Annotated in this window: 21 protein-coding genes; 7 read left to right on the top strand and 14 right to left on the bottom strand. The window is 55.5% G+C overall.

Features of this window, described 5'->3' with window-relative positions; all coding sequences use genetic code 11:
- Position 1 precedes the first annotated feature (1 nt).
- The 9 genes from fliN to fliF all read right to left on the bottom strand — a co-directional run bounded on the left by fliN (position 2) and on the right by fliF (position 8531).
- Positions 2-412 carry a flagellar motor switch protein FliN gene (gene fliN, locus MWH02_RS21595; protein WP_008105402.1) on the bottom strand — a complete coding sequence of 137 codons (411 nt, stop codon included), beginning with the start codon at positions 410-412 and terminating at the stop codon, positions 2-4.
- Complete coding sequence (fliM, locus tag MWH02_RS21590; RefSeq protein ID WP_064739115.1) at positions 405-1412, bottom strand: flagellar motor switch protein FliM; 1008 nt, start codon at positions 1410-1412, stop codon at positions 405-407. Before fliM ends, fliN begins: the two co-directional genes overlap by 8 nt.
- Positions 1413-1416: 4 nt before the next feature.
- A complete protein-coding gene (gene fliL, locus MWH02_RS21585; RefSeq protein ID WP_101763951.1) occupies positions 1417-1902 on the bottom strand; it encodes a flagellar basal body-associated protein FliL in 486 nt (161 codons plus the stop codon).
- Positions 1903-2031: 129 nt separating this feature from the next.
- Positions 2032-3294 (bottom strand): flagellar hook-length control protein FliK, encoded by a 1263-nt coding sequence (locus MWH02_RS21580; RefSeq protein ID WP_271461436.1) that lies wholly within the window; start codon positions 3292-3294, stop codon positions 2032-2034.
- Positions 3291-3734, bottom strand: coding sequence for a flagellar export protein FliJ (gene fliJ / locus MWH02_RS21575; protein WP_064739112.1), 444 nt, complete (start codon positions 3732-3734; stop codon positions 3291-3293). Before fliJ ends, MWH02_RS21580 begins: the two co-directional genes overlap by 4 nt.
- Positions 3735-3753: 19 nt before the next feature.
- Positions 3754-5118 carry a flagellar protein export ATPase FliI gene (fliI, locus tag MWH02_RS21570; protein ID WP_008105395.1) on the bottom strand — a complete coding sequence of 455 codons (1365 nt, stop codon included), beginning with the start codon at positions 5116-5118 and terminating at the stop codon, positions 3754-3756.
- Positions 5118-5819, bottom strand: coding sequence for a flagellar assembly protein FliH (gene fliH, locus MWH02_RS21565; RefSeq protein ID WP_137386041.1), 702 nt, complete (start codon positions 5817-5819; stop codon positions 5118-5120). Before fliH ends, fliI begins: the two co-directional genes overlap by 1 nt.
- Positions 5812-6804, bottom strand: coding sequence for a flagellar motor switch protein FliG (gene fliG / locus MWH02_RS21560; protein ID WP_101763955.1), 993 nt, complete (start codon positions 6802-6804; stop codon positions 5812-5814). The genes fliH and fliG overlap by 8 nt, the downstream gene beginning before the upstream one ends.
- A complete protein-coding gene (gene fliF / locus MWH02_RS21555) occupies positions 6801-8531 on the bottom strand; it encodes a flagellar basal-body MS-ring/collar protein FliF (RefSeq protein WP_192233527.1) in 1731 nt (576 codons plus the stop codon). The genes fliG and fliF overlap by 4 nt, the downstream gene beginning before the upstream one ends.
- 258 nt (positions 8532-8789) lie before the next feature.
- Here fliF and fliE point away from each other — a divergent pair, with 258 nt between their 5' ends.
- Positions 8790-9101: a flagellar hook-basal body complex protein FliE gene (fliE, locus tag MWH02_RS21550; RefSeq protein ID WP_008105389.1), complete on the top strand. Its 312-nt coding sequence runs from the start codon at positions 8790-8792 to the stop codon at positions 9099-9101.
- A 128-nt stretch (positions 9102-9229) separates the two neighbouring features.
- Entirely contained in the window at positions 9230-9937 is a 708-nt protein-coding gene (locus MWH02_RS21545; protein WP_271461435.1) for a YnfC family lipoprotein, read from the top strand.
- Between the two features lie 31 nt (positions 9938-9968).
- Here MWH02_RS21545 and MWH02_RS21540 read toward each other — a convergent pair whose 3' ends face one another.
- Both MWH02_RS21540 and MWH02_RS21535 read right to left on the bottom strand, forming a co-directional pair.
- The gene (locus tag MWH02_RS21540) at positions 9969-11180 is read right to left on the bottom strand and encodes a diguanylate phosphodiesterase (RefSeq protein WP_192411597.1); all 1212 of its coding nucleotides are present in this window, start codon (positions 11178-11180) and stop codon (positions 9969-9971) included.
- Between the two features lie 120 nt (positions 11181-11300).
- Entirely contained in the window at positions 11301-11948 is a 648-nt protein-coding gene (locus tag MWH02_RS21535) for a S24 family peptidase (RefSeq protein ID WP_271461434.1), read from the bottom strand.
- 144 nt (positions 11949-12092) lie between these two features.
- Here MWH02_RS21535 and MWH02_RS21530 point away from each other — a divergent pair, with 144 nt between their 5' ends.
- The 4 genes from MWH02_RS21530 to MWH02_RS21515 all read left to right on the top strand — a co-directional run bounded on the left by MWH02_RS21530 (position 12093) and on the right by MWH02_RS21515 (position 13765).
- Positions 12093-12482, top strand: coding sequence for a hypothetical protein (locus MWH02_RS21530; RefSeq protein ID WP_110866415.1), 390 nt, complete (start codon positions 12093-12095; stop codon positions 12480-12482).
- On the top strand, positions 12463-12792 hold the full coding sequence (locus tag MWH02_RS21525; protein WP_192233531.1) for a hypothetical protein: 330 nt from the start codon (positions 12463-12465) through the stop codon (positions 12790-12792). The genes MWH02_RS21530 and MWH02_RS21525 overlap by 20 nt, the downstream gene beginning before the upstream one ends.
- Before the next feature lie 82 nt (positions 12793-12874).
- Positions 12875-13342, top strand: coding sequence for a hypothetical protein (locus MWH02_RS21520; RefSeq protein ID WP_271461433.1), 468 nt, complete (start codon positions 12875-12877; stop codon positions 13340-13342).
- Positions 13343-13498: 156 nt separating this feature from the next.
- Positions 13499-13765, top strand: a complete 267-nt coding sequence (locus MWH02_RS21515) for a hypothetical protein (protein ID WP_110866413.1) — start codon at positions 13499-13501, stop codon at positions 13763-13765.
- Positions 13766-13785: 20 nt separating this feature from the next.
- Here the strand turns inward: MWH02_RS21515 and MWH02_RS21510 are convergent, their stop codons facing one another.
- Positions 13786-14025, bottom strand: coding sequence for a DinI-like family protein (locus tag MWH02_RS21510; protein WP_101764035.1), 240 nt, complete (start codon positions 14023-14025; stop codon positions 13786-13788).
- 63 nt (positions 14026-14088) lie between these two features.
- On the opposite strand from MWH02_RS21510, the gene iraP reads away from it, so the two are divergent.
- Positions 14089-14382, top strand: coding sequence for an anti-adapter protein IraP (gene iraP, locus MWH02_RS21505; protein ID WP_061717593.1), 294 nt, complete (start codon positions 14089-14091; stop codon positions 14380-14382).
- Between the two features lie 197 nt (positions 14383-14579).
- On the opposite strand, the gene MWH02_RS21500 is transcribed toward iraP, so the two are convergent.
- Positions 14580-14903 (bottom strand): DUF6388 family protein, encoded by a 324-nt coding sequence (locus MWH02_RS21500; RefSeq protein ID WP_101764036.1) that lies wholly within the window; start codon positions 14901-14903, stop codon positions 14580-14582.
- Between the two features lie 154 nt (positions 14904-15057).
- Entirely contained in the window at positions 15058-16350 is a 1293-nt protein-coding gene (locus MWH02_RS21495) for an ABC transporter substrate-binding protein (RefSeq protein ID WP_271461432.1), read from the bottom strand.
- Positions 16351-16356 lie beyond the last annotated feature (6 nt).

The raw sequence follows: 16356 nt of genomic DNA, 5'->3' as shown, positions 1-16356 counted from the left end.
CTTAACGGCTCAGACGACGCATACGTTCAGACGGGGTAATGATGTCGGTGATGCGCACGCCATATTTGTCGTTCACCACCACCACTTCACCCTGCGCGATCAGATAACCGTTGATCAGAATATCCAGCGGTTCCCCGGCCAGCCCATCCAGCGCCACCACCGAACCCTGCGTCAAGCGCAGCAGCTCTTTGATGGTCATCTTGGTGCGACCCAGTTCCACGGTCAGTTTGACCGGGATATCCATGATCAGATCGATATCCTGCAGCGAGCCGCTGATGCCAGGATTTTCCAGCGACTTGAACACATTTTCAGTTGGATCTGGCGCGCTGGTGGTGGTTTGTTCGTTCATAGCTGCAGCCCACAGATCGTCCGCGGAGATGTCGTCGTCGGACGGTTTCTTGCTGTCACTCATCGGGCTGTTCCTCGTTCAGCGAATTCAAAATCGGGTTAATCAAATGTTCTACACGCAGCGCGTACTGGCCATTGATGGTGCCGTATTGGCTGGTCAGCACCGGCACGCTATCGACGTGAGCGATGATGCGGTCCGGCTTCTCAATGGGCAGGACGTCACCGGGTTTCAGCTGCAAAATACGTGACAGGCGCAGCGATGTTTCGGCGAAATGGGCAATCAGCTCCAGCTCCGAGTGCTGCACCTGTTTCACCAGATTGTCGCGCCAGTGATTATCTTCCCGGCGTGAGTTTTCCAGTGGGGGATTGACCAGCAGCTCGCGCAGCGGCTCAATCATCGAAAACGGAATACAGATATTGAATTCACCGACCAGGTTTCCAATCTCTACCTGGAACGGCGTGTTCACCACGATGTCATTCGGTGAAGTGGTGATGTTGGTGAACTTCACCTGCATCTCGGAACGTACATACTCCACTTCCAGCGGATAAATCGCTTTCCACGCGTCGCTGTAGCCATCCAGCGCCAATTTCAACATGCGGCGAATCACGCGCTGTTCGGTATGGGTAAATTCACGTCCTTCAACTTTGGTCGGGAAACGACCGTCGCCGCCAAACAAGTTATCGACAGCAATAAAAACCAGGCTCGGTGAAAACACCACCAGCGCCGTGCCGCGCAGCGGCTTGAGGTGGATCAGGTTCAGGTTGGTTGGCACCGGCAGGTTGCGGGCGAACTCGTGATACGGCTGAATCTTGATCGCACCCACACTAATATCGGGGCTACGGCGCAGCAGGTTAAACAGCGCCATACGGAAATGACGGGCAAAGCGCTCGTTGATGATCTCCAGCGCCTGCAGACGCTCACGTACGACGCGGCGCTGAGTATTGGGATCATAGGGACGGATATCGCCATCGGTCCCTTTGGAACTGTTCTCTACTTCCGCACTGTCACTGTCGCCATTAAGCAGCGCGTCAATCTCAGCCTGGGAGAGAATGCTATCGCCCATTAAATCACCTCAAAATGAAGGCGGTAAACAGCACGTCATTGACAACCTGAGCCGGTTGACCTTTTACCAGCGGCGGCGCCAGCACCTGTTTGATCTGCTCAACCAGGGCCTGTTTGCCTTGCTCTGTTGCCAGAGCCGTCGCGCTTTGACGCGAAAGCAGTAACAGCAGACGGCTGCGCACTTCCGGCAGGTAATCGTTCAACCGACGACGGGTATCCTCATCGGGCAGACGCAGGGTGAAACCCACGTACAGCACACGGTCGGGATCGTTGTCAGGATTGACCAGGTTTACTGTAAACGTATCCATTGCAAAAAATACGGGAGCAGCCGGTGGCTCGACTTTCGCCGCGTCCGGTTGGCTGCCTTCGTGTTTATTCATCATTCGCCAGACTGCATAGCCTGCCACGCTGCAAGCGGCCAGCGTTACAATCAGTAACACCGGTAGTAGTAGTGAACGTTTGCGGCCTTTAGCTTTCGCGTTATCAGACATCTTGCAGTTACTTCCTGTGAATTATGGGCAAGCCTCTCGGCTTACCTGGACAGATTATCCCGCGTCTTAAGTCAAACAATGGGAAGAAAAGACGCGGGTTTTACGCTTACCTTCAGCGTTTAGCGGCTATCAGGCAAAGATATCGACAGCGCCGTTACCGGCCGCGCGCGCTTGAAGGGCTGCCGGGACGGCAATAGGCGTTATCTCGTTGTCACTGTCCTGGGAGAGGCTAAAGCTGCCGTGCTGTCCATCACGACGTCCTTCCTGCTGGCCCTGATAACTCTGGCCCTGTGCGAAGGCGTCGCTGCTGACGTTACTCTGTCCCAGGTTTATTCCGCTCTCCGCCAGCGCGCTACGCAGCTGAGGAAGAGCCGCTTCCAGCGCGGCCCTCACTTGGCTGTGGCTGGAAACCATATTTAACTGTGCCTGATCCTTATCAAGGGTCAGGCTGATCTGGATAGCGCCCAGATCCTGCGGATGTAGACGCAACTCGGCGTTCTGCTGCCCGTTGCGGCTAAACATCACAATCTGCTGACTCAGCGCCTGCTGCCACTCGCTGCTGCCGAGCTGCGCATTCAGCATGGGCGTCGACGGCGTGGTGCTGGTCGAAGCGGTGCTGCTTACCAGCGAGCTGGTGGCGCTGAGCGGTGCGCTGGTGAATGGCGTCACCGGGTCATCACTGCTCTGCGCGGCGGCGCGCGCTTCCGGCTTACTCAGCGCATTCAGCACCTGCTTAAAACTCTCATCCAGCGTCAACCCGCTGCTGTTACTGGCGGTGGTGCTGACGCTGCTGCTCTGCGTGCTGCTGGCCGTTTGCGTTAAGAGCGTTACAGCATCGCTGGATTTCTTCTGTGCGCCATCCTGCTGCGCGTGCTCTTCTTTTACTGCACCGTCCAGCGAACCCCTTAACAGTGCGGCATTAAGCGAAGCGCGAGTGTCGGTTTTCCCTTCGCCTGCGCTGCTACTTACGCTGGTTGGGCTGGTGCGGTTCTCTACCGCCACCGGCAACATGGCGAATAACGCCTGCACATTCTGTAAGTCGCTGGCAGTTAACGAACTTGCCTCACTCTTATCTTTATCATCGGCTGATTTCAGCGTGGCTTTAGTGTTTTCCGGCTGTAAAAGTGCGTTTAACGCATCGGGTTTCTCCAGCGCCTGTAATAAAGCGCTTAGCGAAGCCTTACTGACGTCTTTTTCATCAACTTCTGCTGTCAGATCAGTCGATTGCGTGTTAACAGCTTGTTGCTTTACCAGCGTCAGCAAGCGGTTGCCGAGTTCAGTAATAAATCCCTGCGGCAGCGATTCCGCGCCCTGCAAAACATCTGATGAAACTGAAGTGTCAGCGTCTCCCAAAACCGAGGTTTGCGTAGCAACTGTTGGCAGCGTAATCATTCGCCTTTCCTCAATGCGGCCCGTTGGGCAAATTCATCCATCCGTTTCTGATCGAGACGGTTTTCTTGTCGTAATGCGTTTTCCTCAGCGCGCGTAATCAGCGTTTGATAAGCATTGAGCCGCTTATGCTTTTCACGCCAGTTGCTCAGCGCGCTGTCGAGGCGCTGATTCCACTGGGAAAGCTGTTGGCGATGCTGTTCGATGGCTTTTTCCAGCGTCTGAATAAACTGGTGATAATTGGTCCAGCGCGTGCTGGCGATGCCGCCGGACATATCCTGATTGAGCTTGTTGCGATACTCGTCCTGATAATCCAGCAGCATGCTGAGTTGTTCGTCGGCCTGCTGCACACCCCGGCGCATATCGCCAAGGTGAATCACCGCACTCTCCAGTTCCTGCTCCGCCATATCGCGCAGCTTGTTGATCGCACTGGCCGTTTTCATCACTTAACCTCGTTTGGCGTTAACCGAACATCGCCTGCAGATGCAAACAGGCATCGTCGTAGTCGCTGCGTTCGAAAATGCCCTGATGCAGGAAGGCTTCCATCTCGGGATAGAGCTTGATGGCGCGGTCCAGCATCGGATCGCTGCCTGCGGCATACGCACCCACACTCACCAGATCGCGGTTGCGCTGGAAGCTGGAGAGCAACTGTTTAAACTGACGCACGCGCGCGTAGTGCGTCTCATCAATTAATGAGGTCATGGCGCGGCTGATTGACGCTTCGATATCAATCGCCGGATAGTGACCGGCTTCCGCCAGACGGCGCGACAGCACGATGTGGCCGTCGAGAATGGCACGCGCCGAGTCGGCAATCGGGTCTTGCTGATCGTCGCCTTCGGTCAACACGGTATAAAAGGCGGTGATTGAACCGCCGCCGTGCGTACCGTTACCGGCGCGTTCCACCAGCGCGGGCAGTTTGGCGAACACCGAAGGCGGATAACCTTTGGTCGCCGGCGGCTCACCGATGGCCAGTGCGATTTCACGTTGCGCCATGGCGTAGCGGGTGAGGGAATCCATAATCAGCAGCACATGCTGGCCGCGATCGCGGAAATCTTCAGCGATACGCGTGGCATAGGCGGCACCCTGCATACGCAGCAGCGGCGAGACGTCCGCCGGCGCGGCGATCACCACCGAACGCGCACGGCCTTCGGCACCGAGAATATTTTCAATGAACTCTTTAACTTCACGCCCACGTTCACCAATCAACCCCACCACGATCACGTCGGCTTTGGTGTAACGCGCCATCATGCCGAGCAGCACGCTTTTACCGACGCCGGAACCGGCGAACAGGCCCATACGTTGACCGCGACCCACGGTGAGCAGGGCGTTGATGGCACGCACGCCGGTATCCAGCACATCCTCAATCGGCGTACGTTGCAGCGGATTGAACGGCGCGGTGATCAGCGGGGCGCGATAGCCGGTTTCCGGCGCGGGTAAACCGTCGAGGGGTTTGCCGCTGCCGTCCAGCACGCGACCCAACAGTTCCGGGCCCAGCAGCATCTGTTTGCCGCTGTGCCCGCTGTCGCCACTGACGCGCGCATAAACGCGTGCGCCCGGTAAAATACCGTCGACTTCTTCCAGCGGCATCATCAGCAGTTTCTGCCCGTTGAAGCCGACCACTTCACTTTCAACTTCAGTGATCTTGCTGCCATCGGTACGTTCAATAATGCAGGTAGCACCGAGCGGCAGTTGCAGGCCGGTGGCTTCCAGCACTAAGCCGGTGGCGCGCGTCAGGCGCCCGTAACGACGCACGGTTTGTACCTGCGAAATGCGTTCTTCGAAGGCGTCGAGCGCGCCGAGCCAGCGTGAAAGGCGTGAGGAGGTCATTACAGTGTCCCCGGAGCGGCCAGGCGGCACAGCTCCTGCCAGCGCGTTGCCACGCTCGCATCAAGGTCGCCATCTTCGGCGCTAAGCTTACAGCCGCCAGGATGCAGCGTGCTGTCGGCCAGCAAGCGCCAGCCATGCAGATCGAGCGTTGGACCCAGCGTCTGCTCGATGCGCTGCAGATCGTCCGGATGGACGCGCAGCTGCGGTTTGCCGCTGAACATCGGTTCCTGCTGAATCAGCTGCTGGATTTGACGCAGCAGGGCGGTGCCGTCCACCTGCGTGGCCTGGCCAATCACCGTGCGCGCGGCTTCCAGCGCCAGCTGCATCAGACGTGAAGCGATCACGCTGTCGAGTGCTTCGAGCGTGTGATGGAACTCGGTCACCAACTGCTGCATACGTGCCTGCAGCGGCGCTTGCTGCTGCTGCGCATCGGCTAAGCCTTGCTGGAAACCGGCGTCATAACCGTTCTGTTGCGCTTCGGCGAAACCTTTCTGATAGCCTTCGCTGTAGCCTTGCGTCTGCGCATCTTTGCGCATCTGCTGCTGCATGCGTTCCAGCTGTTGCTGCTGTTCCGCTTCGGCGCTCAGTTCGACATCGATCTCCGGCTCCTCTAACTGAGGTTCCGGTTCGGCACCGAACGGGCTGCCTAAATCATCAGGCTGCCAGCGCTGCCACGCGCGGGCGGAAAAGGCATCAGACATAGGTTTCCTCGCCACCACCAATCACCATCTCGCCGGATTCTGCTAAGCGGCGCACCACCAGAAGAATGGCCTTCTGCTCGTTCTCCACCGCCGACATACGTACCGGACCACGGTTGGCCAGATCGTCGCGCAGGATATCGGCCGCACGGGCGGACATGTTCTTGAGGAACTTCTCGCGCAGCGGCTGTTCGGCACCTTTCAATGCCACCAGCAACTGTTCGGATTCCACTTCCTGCAACAGACGCTGGATGCTGCGGTCGTCCACTTCCACCAGGTTTTCGAACAGGAACATCTCGTCGATGATCTTCTGTGCCAGCTCGCCATCGAAGTCGCGTACTGCTTCGATAACCGCTTCTTCCTGCTGGGTTTTCATCAGGTTGATAATTTCTGCTGCGGTTCTCACGCCGCCCATCTTCGCGCGCTTGAGGTTGGTGCCGTCGAGCAGGCCATTCAGTACTTCGGTCAACTCCGCCAGCGCCGCCGGCTGGACACCGCCGAAGGTGGCGATACGCAGCATCACATCGTGACGCAGACGCTCGTCGAACAGCGCCAGAATATCCGCCGCCTGACCACGTTTGAGGTGGACAAGGATGGTGGCGATAATCTGCGGATGCTCGTCGCGAATAAGGTCGGCCGCCGCCTGTGGCTCCATGAAGTTGAGCGTTTCCATACCGCTGGTGGTCTCGTTTTTCTCGAGAATATCTTCCAGCAGGCTTGAAGCTCGCTCCTCGCCCAACGCTTTGATCAGCACCGAACGCAGATAATCGTTGGAGTTGAGGCTCAGCGCCGCAAACTGTTCGGCATCGGCTTCGAACTCGCGCAGCACTTCGGTCAGCTGTTTGTGTGAAACCTGGCGCATGTTGGCCATAGCACCACTCAGATGCTGAACCTCACGCTGGTTAAGGTGTTTGAACACCTCCGCCGCGCGCTCTTCGCCGATGGTCATCATCAGAATGGCGCTTTTTTCTGTACCGGTCAGACTCATAGTTCTTTACTCATCCATTCGCGGATAACCAGCGCGACGACGCGCGGATCGTTTTCAGACATGTCGCGGATACGCTGGCTCATCACCTCGGCGCTCATGCGGTTAGTAGATTTACGCTCCTGATCCAGCTCGTCTTTGCTGAGCTGAACGTTAAAGGCTTCTTCTTCTTCCATGGCCGCAGAGCGTGCCGCCAGCGCTTCAGCCGCTGCCTTCTCCTGCTCTTTCTTACGCACCAGCTGTGGACGTACCAGCTTGCGATAGAGGATGAAGCCAACCAACGCCACCAGCAGCCAGCGACCGGCAGTCATCAGCTGATCGAAGAACGATTGCTGCTGCCAGAATGGCAGGTCGCCACCGCTTGGTTCGGTCATGTTGAACTGAGAGTTCACCACGTTGACGCTGTCGCCACGGGTTTGTGAATAGCCCATCGCTTCACGGGTTAAATCTTCAATCTGCTTGATCTGCTGCTCGTTAAGCGCCACCGCTTTGCCTTTACCGTCGTCGCGGTAGTTCACCACCACGGCCACCGACAGGCGCTGCACATCGCCGACGTTCAGCTTGGTATGACGAATGGTGCGGTCCAGCTCGTAGTTCACCGTGTCGTTGCGCGTTGAGCTGCTCGGGCCAGAAGGCTGTGCGGTGCTGGTGGTGCTGCCGTTATTCTGCGCATTGGCGGTTTGCGCGTTGGCGTTTTGGCCGTTGGCATTATTGTTGTTATTCGTTGGCGGATTGGTCACCGGCGCGGTATTGGCTGGCGCAGGCTGATTCGACAATGCACCCGGCACGCCGCCTGGATACGGGCTGCCATTCTGTTCGGAGTTGCTGGTCTGGCGTGAACGCACCGCGCTGTTGTTAGGATTGGCGTTCGGCTGGTATTTCTCGTCGGTCTGCTCGCTGCGGTCGAAGTTGATCTGCGCCGTCACCTGCGCATGCACATTGCCCTGACCGACAATCGGATTGAGGATCGCTTCGATACGCTGCTGGAAGCGCGCTTCCACTTCAGACGCATATTTCAGTTGCGCGTCATTCAGGTCGCGACCTTCGCTGTCAGAGCGGGTCAACAGACGACCGGCCTGATCGACAACGGTAACGTTGCCCGGCGGTAAACCGGCCACGCTGCTGGAGACCATATGCTGAATGGCCTGAATCTGGCCTTCATCTAATGCGCGGCCTGGCTGCAGGTTCAGCGTCACCGAGGCGGAAGGGGCTTTCTGCTCACGCACGAATAAGGTCGGTTTCGGCATTGCCAGATGCACGCGTACGCTCTTCACCGGACCGAGCGTTTCGATGGTGCGCGACAGTTCACCTTCCAGCGCACGCTGATAGTTGATCTGCTCGCTGAACTGGCTGATCCCGAACTTCTCTTTGTCCATCAGTTCGAAGCCAACGTTGCCGCCTTTCGGCAAGCCTTGTTGTGCCAGACGCAGACGCAGCTCATGCACTTTATCGGCGGGCACCATCAGTGCTCCACCGTTATCGGCGAACTGGTAAGGGATGTTCATTTGCGTCAGCTGCGTGACGATCGCGCCACCATCCTCATCGGAGAGGTTGTTATAAAGCACGCGATAGTCTGGCGCTTTTGCCCACAGCACCAACGCAAACACCACCGCGATAACCGCAGCAGCAGCGATAATTAAGGGAATACGCGGATTGGCGCGCAGGCGGGCGAGAAGGTCACTGAAGCCTTTCTTAGCTGTATCCTGTGTAGCGGCTGCACTCGCATTCATGACCGATTCCTGCCTGACATTATTGATCGGGTGTGGTGTTGTGGTGACAAAACGTACTCCCTGAAGACTTCTCCCCTAAAATCGGGAGAGGAGAAAAATTAAATTCCACTTAATGGCAGGCATTATTTGTTGAAAGCCGCGACATCGATGGGTGGATAAGCCGGGTTTTTTGCGGTCATTTAGCGCCTTTGTCCTATTGACAGTGTGTTAACTTTCTCATCGTGAAAATTTAATCACTTCTTCATTAGGGGTCAGGCAATGTCAATTCAGGCGATTGAGGGTGTGCTGCAGCAGCTGCAGATGACGTCTCTGCAGGCCAGCGGTAAGCAAGCGGAGTCCACTAATCAGGTCGATTTCAGTGCCACCATGAAAGCAGCACTCGACAAGATCAGCGAAACCCAGACTACGGCCCGCGCTCAGGCGCAGGATTTCGAAATGGGTAAACCGGGTATCCAGTTAAATGATGTGATGGTCGATCTGCAAAAATCCTCTATTTCCATGCAGATGGGTGTACAGGTGCGTAACAAACTGGTGTCGGCGTATACCGATATCATGAGCATGCAGGTTTAGTTTCTTTCGGGTATTTCTTTCGGGTATAGTCCAGCGCGGTAATGGTGTTATATCAGGCGGGAAGGTTGCTGCATCACAGTGAGTACACCGCCAAACGCGCTGCCTTATTTTGAGAAGAGGATTCTCACGTGAAGAAAACCCCGCTGTTTTTAATCGCTATTGTCCTGCTCACGGGATGTGACAAGGATGACGCGACTTACTACCCGCAAATGAAAAACTTTGCCTATCTGTATCAATTCGAAGCGCTGCCCGGCAAAGTCAAAACGACCCATCAAACGCTGTTTACCGCCGACGGCCAGCAGATCTTCGAAGTGAATGTCGATTTTGACCGCAACGGCTGTCCGACGCACGTGAAATCGGTGCGCAAACAGGGCGAAGTGATTGATGTCACGCGCGATGGCGACCAATTAAAAGGCAGTGAAAACGGTCAGGACGTGGTGGTGACGCTGGATAAAAACTGCGCCATGGTCAAGAAAGTCACGCCGACCATGACCGTGGATATTGCCTATAACAAACAGGGTTTGGTTGAGCAGATCTCATCGCCCGCCTCCGATGCCGCGTTTCACCTCGCTTATAACAGCGCCGGTGAAATGGCGGTATTGAGTATTACCCAGGCCGGAACGGAAGTGTCGCGAGCTACCGCGGTGCGAGCAGAAGATAAGAAAAAGATCTCTGACGTGGTCACCACGGTGAAGCGAAATGACCAAATTAAAACCGTCAGCAATGTCTGCAAATACAAACACGACGTTCCCTATTATTGCGACATTATTAGCGTTGACGCGGCAGGCAACGTGATTGATAAGCAGTATGGCAATATTGAGGTAACGTATTACTGATTGGTGGGGTCGCCATGCATGGCGACCAACACTATTTAATCTCAGGCCACGCCACAGCCGGGAATCCATTCAGCAGCGGATAAGCAAACAGGAAACCCTGGAACTGGCTAATGCCTGCGGCTTCCAGCCACATCCACTCTTCAGCTTGCTCGACACCTTCGGCAATCACCGCAATCTCCAGCGATGCGCAGCACTTAATGATGGCGTGCATGATCGCCTGCTTCGGTCCGCTTTTGTGCACATCGCGGATCAGCTCGCGATCGATTTTGATTTTGTCCGGCTGGAATTTTGATAACAGCGACAAGCCAGCAAAACCGGCACCAAAATCGTCCAGCGCGAGGCTGATACCTGCCGCTTTCAACTTTCTCACTTCGGCAGCAAACTCATCCGAGCGCGAAATGATCTCATTTTCGGTCACTTCGACGATCACCTGTTGCGGCACCAGCCCGCTGGCGTTGATCTCGGTAAGCAGGAATTCCACCGCGTTTGGCACCGTCACCAGTGACATCGGCAGCAGATTGATCGACAGACGATGCTCGCCAATCCCCAGTTTGCTCGCCACGCGAAAGGCCAGACGTTTCGATTTGATATCCGCGTGATAAATCGCTTCGCCGCCAAACGCGGAGAAATACTCATCGGGTGAGCCACCGTTTGGCGTGCGGATCAGCGCTTCAAACGAAGTGACGCGGCGCGCGAAGGGATCAATGATGGGTTGAAAAGCAAAGCGGCAATCCTGCAGGCTCTGATCGATACCCTCCAGATCGTTCTGCCATTCAATATCCGGAACAAATTCCCAGGTGTTGGCTGGCGGGATCTCGAAGTAGTTCTCTTTGTCGCGCGCCACCACGAAGGTACGCAAAAACTGCAGCGCGCGATCTTTGTAGGTGAGCTGATAACGCGAGGTGCCTTTATCCAGCACGGCTTGCAGCACTGTGTCTTTGTCATGCTCGCGCAGATCGAACAGCTCCATGCCGACTTTGCCAAAACGGCGTTCAGGCGCGAAGTCGTGCATTAACTCCACCAGATTATGGTGGCGTGCGTCCTGACAAATACGCTTGTATATGCCCTGAACGGACTCGCGCGGTCCTTCCAGCAGCTGGAAGAAGTGCAGGCCGTCGAACAGCAGGATGCCAGTAACGTCGAAGTTTTTGTTTTTGCTATTGGCTTTAGCAACCATATCTTCGAGCGTTTTGATTGGCACGTGATCGTGCAGATGGCTGCGGTAAATAATTGTGGTGAGCATCGAGATTGTCCGGATAATTTATTATTTTGCGGCTAGATTAGCAGCCTTACCGCGGGGTCTGTCCATAGCTTCCCGCGATCAGGCTAAACTTTTTTTATTATAACAGCTTAAGCGAAGCGGCTAGCCGCTTCGGTAACGTCGCAACTCCATCAGCGTGCCGATAATTTCTAGCGCCGATTCCGCCGAATGCAGCTGCGGAAAATCATCATTCAACGCGCGCAATGTGAAGATCTGCTCATCCTGCTGTTGCGTTTGCAGGCGATAAATCCGCACTCGTGCCACGCCATCCACCAGCGCCAGCACCACATCGCCCGGCTGCGGCTGAACGTCAGGATCAAAGATCACTTTGTCACCGGGCCGGTAATCGGGCTGCATCGCCTGATCGTCTATCGTGACCGCCAGCGCGCCGTCGCCCAACTGACTCTCGCTATAGAGAAAATGCGCAGCCTGCTGTTTGAGCAACAACCGTTCCTCGCTCAACCACGCTGACGCTTGCGCCAGGCTAATCAATGGCACCGCCGCAACCGGTGCGGCTTTGGCGTGGGTGGCAAACACTTCGCCATCCCCGTCGATAATCCATGCCGCGGTGCATTGCAGCCACTGCGCGAGCCGCAGCAAATTCTCGCCACGCGGTACGGTTTCCTCTTTTTCCCACTGCGATACAGCCACATGCGACACCCCAATGCTTTTGGCCAGCGCCTGCTGCGTCAATTGTAGTGCTTTACGTCGTGTCCGGATGCGCTCACCGGAAGATTCTTTTTTCATCATCTTGACATCTCCTGAAGGAACTACTTAAGTATACTTAAATTCATAAGTTAAAGTAAACTTAAATTCAGGCGTTGACCGCGAAGCTGGCAAGGGTGGTCAGCGTGCTTATGGGGCACATCCCTTGCCAGGGGTGAGAGGTGAAGCATGGAAAGTAGTTTAGTCACCAGCGTAGGTGCGTTGCTTCTCGGCGGCGGCGCAGCAGCTGTGTTCTGGAAACCGTTAATGGCGGGTATCGCCGCTATCGTCACCAGCAATCGTGCCGGTGGGGAGATCATCACCAGTTACAAAGAACAGGTGATGCTGCTCAAAGAGGGTCACGCCTTGATGCGCCAGGAAAACGATGAATTGCGCATCCGACATGACAAAAACCTGCGGCGTATCTCTTCGCTGGAAACCGATCTGCGGCTGATAAAAAACGCCCTGAGCATTTTGCTGGCCACCACGGAAGCCGAGCACAGCGAGAAGTTTCGCAGCCAGGTTAACCAACTGATTACCACTCTGGAGGAGAGTCGTGATGATGCAGATAAACAGTGAGTACGTAGTGAAAAACCATCGGCGCCAACTGTTCTTCGGCGGCTTTTTGCTGATGTTGTCGTTGATGTGCGTGGCGATGACGGTGCTATTCCTGTTCGTCAGTAACAGCGCCAATCAGCGTGTTGAAGAGATTCGACAGCAATATCGAACCATATCGGAACGACGTGAAGCACGTGTGGCGGAGCTTACCAGCCAGCTGGTGGCGCTGCAGAACAAGCTCGATGGCACCGTGAAGCACCCGGTCAGCAATCCGGCTGACAAAGGGAAACCGGCAGAAGGAGATAAGTCGCCACCTCAACCCAAGCGTTAAGGAGGGCATCATGCGAATTACCCCGTGGATTGCAGCCAGTCTTGCCCGACTGCGATCTTTATTCAGTATGAAGGAGAGCATTATGAGCGATCAAACTGTCATCAATCCAACCAGCACCATCGCATCGTCACCAGCGGAAGATTTCGCCAACGAAGTCGCCACGCCCGTTGCTGCACCGGCGACCGCTGTAGCACCTGAAGCGACGCCTGCTGTCGTCGCAGAAGCAGCACCTGAAGTTGCGCCGGCATCGGCTACGGCACCCGAGGCGATAACCGCTGCACCCGCGCAGGTGGCGGCCACTGCCGCGCCTGAGGCGGTAACGCCTGCGCCAGCCGATGTTGCGCCGCCCAGCGAACCGGAAGTCGCTGCTCCCGCTGCAGCCGATGCGCCGCCAGCCGCCGCAACGGCGCAGAGCCACGACGGGACTCAGGCGTTCTCAGAAGGGGTGAAGGATTTTGTCAGAGCGTTTAGCTTTGTCGAGCAGGGCGTAATCAAGCTGGGCGATGCCGCGAAGGATGAGCTGATTGATCTGGCGAGGAAGTATCTGTAATGCCTGACGACTCAGCATCGGGGACCGGGATGTCCCCTGTTTACTAACAGGTTTTAGTCACTTCCGATTATTCCTAAGGCAGCTTCGATATTTTGCACTACCTTTAATCATTCAAGCGTTATTTAAATCGTCTTATTAAGCGAAAAGGAAGATAGCATGAGTGATACAGAAACTGTAAAAACCAAAACTGAATACTTGCGTGATGTCACCTCCCAGCTTAAAGAGATGCGCCACTACGCGCAGACCAACACTGAGACGCTATCTGCCCACTGGCTGGCGTTTGATGCGGGTGAGTATAAAGACACCGAATACGCGGGACGCTTCGACACCTTGCTGAACAAGCAGGGCAAGCTGCTGGATGACATTGATGCGGCGATTCAGGATCTGGAAATCGCCATCAACCATGCTGAGCAGGAAAGCTAAGCGCCTAGCGTACTGGTGGCCTAATCGGCCACCAGCCACATTTCTGCCTCATCGAACATCTCTTCAACAATCCGCGCAACTGTCGCTTTATCGTTCTTACTCATATCGGTATCTATCGCGTTACGCTCCATCGGTTTGACGCGCACCTCAATATCGGGAAAGACGCGCTGTACACGCTTTTCCAACTCCTGCAAAATCATCTCGCGTGCACCCGGTAATCCGGCCACGTTACGCTTATCGTAAATCAACTCCACAAACATCAGGGTCGTTCCATTCATTGGATCGGGTGCGATATAGTACTGTAAATAAAAACAGGGGTAAATATGCGCCAACTGGTTATCGATATCTTATTGAAAATGGCAAAAATGGATGTGGAAGCAAAAGAGCTGGTGGCGCAGGTAGAGGCGCAGTCGTTATTGATTGCCGCGCTGCTGATTCAGGCGAAAGAGAATAACTCGTTGACTATTTCCGATACGGTGCAGGAGGCGATTGTTACCGCTTCGCGCGCATCGCAGGAATTTTTACAGTCCGATGTTGATCTGCTGCTGACCCACGTCAATCGTCTGCTGGCGGTGGCAAGTTATATCGAAGTAAAAGGGATTGAGCGGGAAGGGTAAGAAAAAATATTACCTCTGGAAGTGGAAATCCAGCAACACTTCCAGAGGCGGTGCAACAGCACCATTCGTTCAAGGACAATCTACGACTGACGTCGTGATGAGTAAGTTATACAAGTTTTCTCAACTTGTACAACTTTTTCCTGAACATTTTGTGTGGTTGGCGATGTATCTTTGATGCCGTTACAGTGCGTGGCCGATTACAACTCGTTTTTGATGCAGAACTCTTCCCACGTCATGCCTAAGGCTTCTGCGTGAGATTTCAGATACTTTTCAATGGCATCCGCGGCAACGGCTTTATCGGGCTCCGCGAGTTGAATGGAAAACAGCATGCCATCCAGCTTCTTCTGACGCAAAAACGCGGCATAAATACGTTCTGCATGCCAGTCGCGTAACTGCGCTAATGACAGGTTTGCCTGGCGGGCATCGCTTTCGGTGAGTTCATCCAGTGCAGACTGGAAATCGGGGTGGGCGGCGAAAAACATCGTGCGCGCCTGAGCGTAATACTCTTCTGGAGTTTTCATTCGGTGTTCCTGCGTATCAACTTGCGCGCTAGTGTAACGCGCGCATGTGGCCTTGTCAGTTTCCGATCTTACAGAACATGGGCATCGTAGCGGCGCAATTTATTGCGCGATAAAGCGCGCCGCTAAGGTATGTGCAACTTGTGATCACCGCCTATCAATGCATCTGCTGATAAATCCGCGTCACATCTAGTTGGTTCTTCGCCAGCGTTTCATCCAGCGTCAGTTTACCGCTCGGCATATCCGCCAGATTCTGCCCGACGGCATTACCCATCTGATCAAATCCGGGAATACTCACGTACTGCACGCCCTGATAAGGCACCGGATTGAGCGTCGGCTGCTCGACGGTGGCCGAATCAATCGCCGCACGCACCTGCGCGGCATACGGCGCCAGGCGCTGATAGCTCGCCTGCTGATACGTCGAATTGCGACTGCCCGGCGGCACCGCGCCCCAGCCGACGGTATCGGCCACTTGCTGGATATACTGTTTTGACGTCGCCCAGCTAATAAAGGCAATCGCCGCCTCGCGATTCGGCGTATTCGCCGGTACCGCCAGCGCCCACGACCACAACCAATTGGAGCCGTTACGCGTTATACCGCCCGGCGCAGGCGCAAAGGCCAGCTTATCGGCGACTAATGAGATCTGCGGATTCACCAGCAAACCGGCTGCCACCGTACTGTCGATCCACATCGCGCATTTGCCTTGCGCAGTCAGGCGCAGAATCTGGCCGAAACTGTTTTTCACCGTATCCGCGGGTCCATCCTGCTTCACCACCTGCAAATAATCACCCAGCGCCTCGCGCCACTCCGGCGAGTTGAGCGTCGGCTGCCAGTTTTCATCGAACCACTGCGCGCCATAGGCATTCGCCATGGTGGTCATGAACGCCACATTATCGCCCCAGCCAGGCTGGCCGCGCAGGCACAAACCGTAAATGCCTTTCTGCGGGTCAGTCAGTTTGGCGGCGAAGTTTTTGATATCGGTCCAGTCGGGATTATCGGGCATGGTTAACCCTTTCTGCGCAAACAGATCTTTGCGGTAATAGGTCATGCTGCTTTCACCGTAGAACGGCAGGGCGTAAAGCGTTTGCTGAAACGACAGCGCTTTGCGCACTGGCGCGATGAGATCATCGCTGTCGTAATCGGCGGGCAGCTTATTGAGCGGCGCCAGCCAGCCTTTTTCACCCCACAGCGGCGCTTCATAGGTGCCGACGGTGATGACATCGAACTGCGCCTGGCCGCTATTCATCGCCGACAGCACCGCCTGACGCAGCGCGCCATCGTCCATCACATGCCATTGCAGTTTGACGTCAGGATGCTCCTGTTCGTAGCGCGTGGCGAGCTGCTGCATGATGGTCATATCGCCGTTAGCGATGGTGGCAATATTCAGCGTGGTCGCGGCGTGGCTCAACAGCGGCAACGCCGCCAACATAGCGAGAAGTTTACGCATCATCCCGCT

The organism is Pantoea leporis (assembly GCF_028048155.1).
In the GTDB taxonomy this organism is placed as follows: Bacteria; Pseudomonadota; Gammaproteobacteria; order Enterobacterales; family Enterobacteriaceae; genus Pantoea; species Pantoea leporis.
The sequence above is the reverse complement of the archived record's forward strand: the minus strand, read 5'-3'. Positions and strand labels throughout refer to the sequence as shown.

Excerpts from the sequence above, each read along its gene's own strand:
- MWH02_RS21525 (WP_192233531.1), top strand. The coding sequence starts at position 12,463 with ATGATGCAGATAAACAGTGAGTACGTAGTGAAAAACCATCGGCGCCAA.
- MWH02_RS21535 (WP_271461434.1), bottom strand. The coding sequence starts at position 11,948 with ATGATGAAAAAAGAATCTTCCGGTGAGCGCATCCGGACACGACGTAAA.
- iraP (WP_061717593.1), top strand. The coding sequence starts at position 14,089 with ATGCGCCAACTGGTTATCGATATCTTATTGAAAATGGCAAAAATGGAT.
- fliM (WP_064739115.1), bottom strand. The coding sequence starts at position 1,412 with ATGGGCGATAGCATTCTCTCCCAGGCTGAGATTGACGCGCTGCTTAAT.
- fliI (WP_008105395.1), bottom strand. The coding sequence starts at position 5,118 with ATGACCTCCTCACGCCTTTCACGCTGGCTCGGCGCGCTCGACGCCTTC.
- MWH02_RS21580 (WP_271461436.1), bottom strand. The coding sequence starts at position 3,294 with ATGATTACGCTGCCAACAGTTGCTACGCAAACCTCGGTTTTGGGAGAC.
- fliJ (WP_064739112.1), bottom strand. The coding sequence starts at position 3,734 with ATGAAAACGGCCAGTGCGATCAACAAGCTGCGCGATATGGCGGAGCAG.
- MWH02_RS21510 (WP_101764035.1), bottom strand. The coding sequence starts at position 14,025 with ATGTTTGTGGAGTTGATTTACGATAAGCGTAACGTGGCCGGATTACCG.
- MWH02_RS21495 (WP_271461432.1), bottom strand. The coding sequence starts at position 16,350 with ATGATGCGTAAACTTCTCGCTATGTTGGCGGCGTTGCCGCTGTTGAGC.
- MWH02_RS21500 (WP_101764036.1), bottom strand. The coding sequence starts at position 14,903 with ATGAAAACTCCAGAAGAGTATTACGCTCAGGCGCGCACGATGTTTTTC.
- fliL (WP_101763951.1), bottom strand. The coding sequence starts at position 1,902 with ATGTCTGATAACGCGAAAGCTAAAGGCCGCAAACGTTCACTACTACTA.
- fliF (WP_192233527.1), bottom strand. The coding sequence starts at position 8,531 with ATGAATGCGAGTGCAGCCGCTACACAGGATACAGCTAAGAAAGGCTTC.
- fliN (WP_008105402.1), bottom strand. The coding sequence starts at position 412 with ATGAGTGACAGCAAGAAACCGTCCGACGACGACATCTCCGCGGACGAT.
- fliG (WP_101763955.1), bottom strand. The coding sequence starts at position 6,804 with ATGAGTCTGACCGGTACAGAAAAAAGCGCCATTCTGATGATGACCATC.
- MWH02_RS21520 (WP_271461433.1), top strand. The coding sequence starts at position 12,875 with ATGAGCGATCAAACTGTCATCAATCCAACCAGCACCATCGCATCGTCA.
- fliH (WP_137386041.1), bottom strand. The coding sequence starts at position 5,819 with ATGTCTGATGCCTTTTCCGCCCGCGCGTGGCAGCGCTGGCAGCCTGAT.
- MWH02_RS21540 (WP_192411597.1), bottom strand. The coding sequence starts at position 11,180 with ATGCTCACCACAATTATTTACCGCAGCCATCTGCACGATCACGTGCCA.
- MWH02_RS21515 (WP_110866413.1), top strand. The coding sequence starts at position 13,499 with ATGAGTGATACAGAAACTGTAAAAACCAAAACTGAATACTTGCGTGAT.
- MWH02_RS21530 (WP_110866415.1), top strand. The coding sequence starts at position 12,093 with ATGGAAAGTAGTTTAGTCACCAGCGTAGGTGCGTTGCTTCTCGGCGGC.
- fliE (WP_008105389.1), top strand. The coding sequence starts at position 8,790 with ATGTCAATTCAGGCGATTGAGGGTGTGCTGCAGCAGCTGCAGATGACG.